Source organism: Halorubrum sp. SD612, from assembly GCF_002135005.1.
On the sequence record NZ_NEWI01000185.1, the window covers coordinates 1 to 4,280 of the forward strand.

Annotated in this window: 4 protein-coding genes; 3 read left to right on the forward strand and 1 reads right to left on the reverse strand. The window is 69.6% G+C overall.

Annotation, left to right across the window (positions count from 1 at the left end):
• Nucleotides 1–39 precede the first annotated feature (39 nt).
• Nucleotides 40–339, forward strand: coding sequence for a DUF424 domain-containing protein (locus tag B9G38_RS14575; RefSeq protein WP_086220853.1), 300 nt, complete (start codon nt 40–42; stop codon nt 337–339).
• Nucleotides 340–410: 71 nt separating this feature from the next.
• On the forward strand, nt 411–695 hold the full coding sequence (locus B9G38_RS14580; RefSeq protein ID WP_086220854.1) for a hypothetical protein: 285 nt from the start codon (nt 411–413) through the stop codon (nt 693–695).
• A gap of 21 nt (nt 696–716) precedes the next feature.
• On the opposite strand, the gene B9G38_RS14585 is transcribed toward B9G38_RS14580, so the two are convergent.
• Nucleotides 717–1,826, reverse strand: coding sequence for an alanine--glyoxylate aminotransferase family protein (locus B9G38_RS14585; protein ID WP_086220856.1), 1,110 nt, complete (start codon nt 1,824–1,826; stop codon nt 717–719).
• A 227-nt stretch (nt 1,827–2,053) separates the two neighbouring features.
• Here B9G38_RS14585 and B9G38_RS14590 point away from each other — a divergent pair.
• A partial coding sequence (locus B9G38_RS14590; protein ID WP_086220855.1) for an amino acid permease occupies nt 2,054–4,280 on the forward strand: 2,227 nt, incomplete at its 3' end.

Genomic DNA, 4,280 nt, shown 5'->3' on the forward strand with positions numbered 1-4,280 from the left:
GAGCGAGAGCTCCAGGGCGAGGGGCCCGAGGGCTTCTGAATGCTCCTCCGCGAGCGCGAGACCGCCGAGGGCCGGCTCGTCTCCGTCTGCGACCCCGACTGCCTCGGCGAGACGTACGAGGACGGGCCGGTGACGCTCACCGTGAGCGAGGAGTTCTACGGCGGCGACGACGCCGTCGAGGCGACCGCCGAGGAGGTGATCGAGGGGCTCCACCGCGCGCAGGTCGCGAACATCGTCGGCACCGAGGCGGTCGGCGTCGCGGTCGAGGCGGGGCTCGTCGACGAGGAGACCGTTCTGGAGTTCGAGGAGACGCGGCACGCGCAGCTGCTCTGGCTGTAGAGGCGGTCCGGCGCTTCTCCGCCTCGCCGGGATCCGAACCGGCTAAGGGCGCGTGCGACGAGTTGCGCCCGATGAGACGACTCACGCGGAGCGAACTGGCGTCGCGGGTGGGGCCGCGGCCGCCCTCGGACGCCTTCTGGCGTCGCGCGATCGATCAGGGAGAGGCCGCGCTCGGCGTCGGCGCGGACGCGGTCGGCGGAGAGAGCGAAACGGACGAGAAGGCAACGGAGCCACTCGACACCGGCGACATCGTCGACGTCGACGACCGCGCGTTCGTCGTCGTCGACGCCGAACGGACCGACGCCGGCGGCCGGATCTACCGGATCGAGCTGGTCGCCGACCGCGGCGAGGGGTGAATCGGACGCGGACCGACCGGGTTAAAGATCCGCCACGTCCTCGATGGCGTCGGTGAGCTCTTTCACGCTCTCGACGGTGTGTTCGCCCATGTGGCCGATCCGGAACGTCTCCTCGCCGAGGTCGCCGTAACCGTTCGAGAAGGCCATGTCGTACGTCTCGTTCACTTCCTCGATGGTCGCGGCCACGTCGATCCCCTGCGTGTTCTCGATGCAGGCGACCGTCTGCGACTCGTACCCCTCCTCGGGGAACATCGCGAAGTGCTCGTCGGCCCAGTCGTGGACGTATTCCATCATCTCGCGGTGGCGCTCGTCGCGGGCGCGGTGGCCCTCGTCGAGCATGTGTTTCATCTGCTGGCGGTACGCCAGCATGATCGGGATGGCGGGCGTCGAGTGGGTCTGGCCCTTCCGGTCGTAGTAGTCGATGGTGCGACGGAAGCCGCCGTACCACGAGGAGTCGCCCTTCTCGACCTCGCGGTCGTAGGCGTCATCGCTGACGACGCAGACGGCGAGCCCGGGCGGCATCGCGAACGCCTTCTGGGTGGACGCGAAGATCGCGTCGATCCCGTGGGCGTCGATGTCGACGTAGTCGCCGCCGAGCGACGAGACGGCGTCGACGGCGAAGTAGGTGTCCGGGTACTCTTTGAGCACGTCGCCGATCTCCTCGATCGGGTTCCGCACGCCGGTCGAGGACTCGTTCATCACGCCCGCGACCATGTCGTACTCCGCGTCGGCGGCCTCGACCGCCTCGCGGACGTCCTCGGGCTTGACCGCCTCGCCCCACTCGTACTCCAGGCGGTCGACGTCCTTGCCGAGGCGCTCGGCGACGTTGGCGTAGCGCTCGCTGAAGGCGCCGCAGGTCGGGACGAGGACGTGCTCGTCGACGAGGTTGAGCGTCGTCGCCTCCCAGAACTCGGTGCCGGAGCCGGTGAGGATGACGACCTCGTTGTCGGTGCCGAGGAACTCCTTCGTGTCCTCGACGATGGTGGTGTACAGGTCGGTCATCCGGTCCATCCGGTGGCCGAACATCGGCTCGGCCATCGCCTCGATCACGTCGTCGGGGACCTCCGTCGGGCCCGGGATGTACAGCGTCTTCTCGTCGTAGTCGTCGCGGTATTCGCGTTTCTTCGTCACGGGATCCACCTGTTGGATCGTACCGGGACGCGTGAGGGTATGGACCTTGTGATACGTTCAAAAGGCGCGATGCGGGGCCGGTCCGGGGACGCCTTCCGACCGCCGAACCCCCCGATCGCTTCCGGAGACGGCGCCCTCGGCCGGATCAACCGGGTTTATACGAACGGAGGCGCGAAAGGATGTATGATACACGCCCGACGAGTCACAACCGCCCGAGGTGGGCCGCCGTGAGCGGCGACGAGGAGCTCGCGAAGGACCTCGGCCCGCTCGCGGCGCTCACCATCGGGATCGGGACGATGATCGGCGCCGGAATCTTCGTCCTGCCGGGCACCGCGGTCGCGCGCGCCGGGCCCCTCGCGGCGTTCACGTTCGTCCTCGGCGGCGTGATCGCCCTGTTCACGGCGCTGTCTGCCTCCGAACTCGGGACGGCGATGCCGAAGTCCGGCGGCGCGTACTTCTACGTCAACCGCGCGCTCGGCCCCATGTTCGGCTCCGTGGCGGGCTGGGCGAACTGGCTCGGGCTCGCGTTCGCCTCCGCGTTCTACATGTACGGCTTCGGCGAGTACGTCAACGCCTTGGTCGGCCTCGACCCGGTCGGGCTCGGCTTCGTGACGCTGGAGGCGGCGCAGGTGATCGGCCTCGCCGGCGCGCTCCTCTTCATCGCGGTCAACTACTTCGGCGCGAAGGAGACGGGCGGGCTCCAGATCGTCATCGTGATGTCGCTTCTGGGCATCCTCGCCGTCTTCACCGTCGTCGGCCTGCTGAACGCCGAGATGTCGTCGCTGCGGCCGCTCGCGCCGCCGGGGACGACGAGCCAGGTGCTGCCGGTGACGGGGATCATCTTCGTCTCGTATCTCGGGTTCGTCCAGATCACCTCGGTCGCCGAGGAGATCAAAGACCCCGGGCGGAACCTCCCGCTCGCGGTGCTCGGCTCGGTCGTCATCGTCACGGTCGTGTACGCGCTGTTCCTCCTCGTCCTGCTTGCGGCCGTGCCGAACGAGCTGGTCGCGAACAACGAGACCGCGGTCGTCGACGCCGCCCGGCTCCTGTTCGGGCAGTACGAGGTGTTCGGCTTCTCGCTGGGCGCCGTCGGCGCCGGCATGCTGCTGATCGGCGGGCTGCTCGCGACCGCCTCCTCGGCGAACGCGTCGATCCTCTCCTCGTCGCGGATCAACTTCGCGATGGGCCGCGAGAAGATCGTCACCCCGAAGCTCAACGAGATCCACGAGCGGTTCGGCACCCCGTACAAGTCGATCGCGCTCACCGGCGCGCTCATCCTCGTCTTCCTCGTCGCCGGCGGCGTCGAGTCGCTGTCGACGATGGGCTCCGTCCTCCACCTCATCGTCTACGGGCTGCTCAACCTCGCGCTCATCGTCATGCGCGAGTCGGAGGTCGAGGGGTACGACCCCGACTTCGAGGTCCCCTTCTACCCGGCCGTCCCGATAATCGGGACGCTGTCGTCGTTCGCGCTGATCGCCTACATCGAGCCGCGGATCATCGCGCTGTCGGGCGGCCTCGTCGCCTTCGCCGTGCTGTGGTACCTGCTGTACGCCCGCGGGAAGGTCGAGGCGCGCGGCGTGCTCGGGACGTGGATCCTCGACCGCTCCGAGGACCTGCCCGAGCAGGCCGTCTCGGCGGCGACGGCCGTCCAGCCGAGCGGCGACGACTACCGCGTGATGGTGCCGCTCGCGAACCCCAAGACCGAGGAGCACCTGATCACGCTCGCCTCGGCCATCGCCAAGCAGCGCGACGGGACCGTCGTCGCGGTCAACATCGCGAACGTCCCCGACCAGACCTCGCTGGAGGCGGCCCGCGACCGCGGCGCACACGAGGCGGCGCACGGCCTCTTAGACCAGGCCCGCGAGGACGCCGAGACGTTCGGCGTCGACGTGGAGACCCACGTCGTGCTCTCGCACCGCGTGTTCGAGGAGGTGTTCGACGCCGCGCGCACCTACGGCGCCGACATGACCGTGATGGGCTGGGGCGAGGACTCCCACGGGGCGCCCGGGCGCGCCGAGTCCGCGATCGACGAGCTGGCGTACTCGCTCCCCTCCGACTTCCTCGTGTTCCGCGACCGCGGGTTCGACCCCGCGCGCATCCTCGTGCCGACCGCCGGCGGCCCGGCCTCCGACCTCTCCGGCGCGGTCGCGAAGATGCTCCAGGCCGAGTTCGACGGCGAGGTCACGCTGCTCCACGTCGCCGAGCCGGGCGAGGAGGCGGAGGGCCGCGCGTTCCTCTCGGAGTGGGCCGACGCCCACGACCTCTCGGACGCGACGCTCCGGATCGAGACCGGCGCCGTGGAGGAGAGCATCGAGCGCGCCGCCCGCGACGCCACGATGCTCATCGTGGGCGCGACCGAGAAGGGCCTGCTCTCGCGGCTGGTCAGCGGCCCGCCCCTGCTGGTGCTTCTCAACGTCGTCTCGGCTCCCATCCTCGTGCCGCAGACGCGCCGCG

Excerpts from the sequence above, each read along its gene's own strand:
- B9G38_RS14580 (WP_086220854.1), top strand. The coding sequence starts at position 411 with ATGAGACGACTCACGCGGAGCGAACTGGCGTCGCGGGTGGGGCCGCGG.
- B9G38_RS14575 (WP_086220853.1), top strand. The coding sequence starts at position 40 with ATGCTCCTCCGCGAGCGCGAGACCGCCGAGGGCCGGCTCGTCTCCGTC.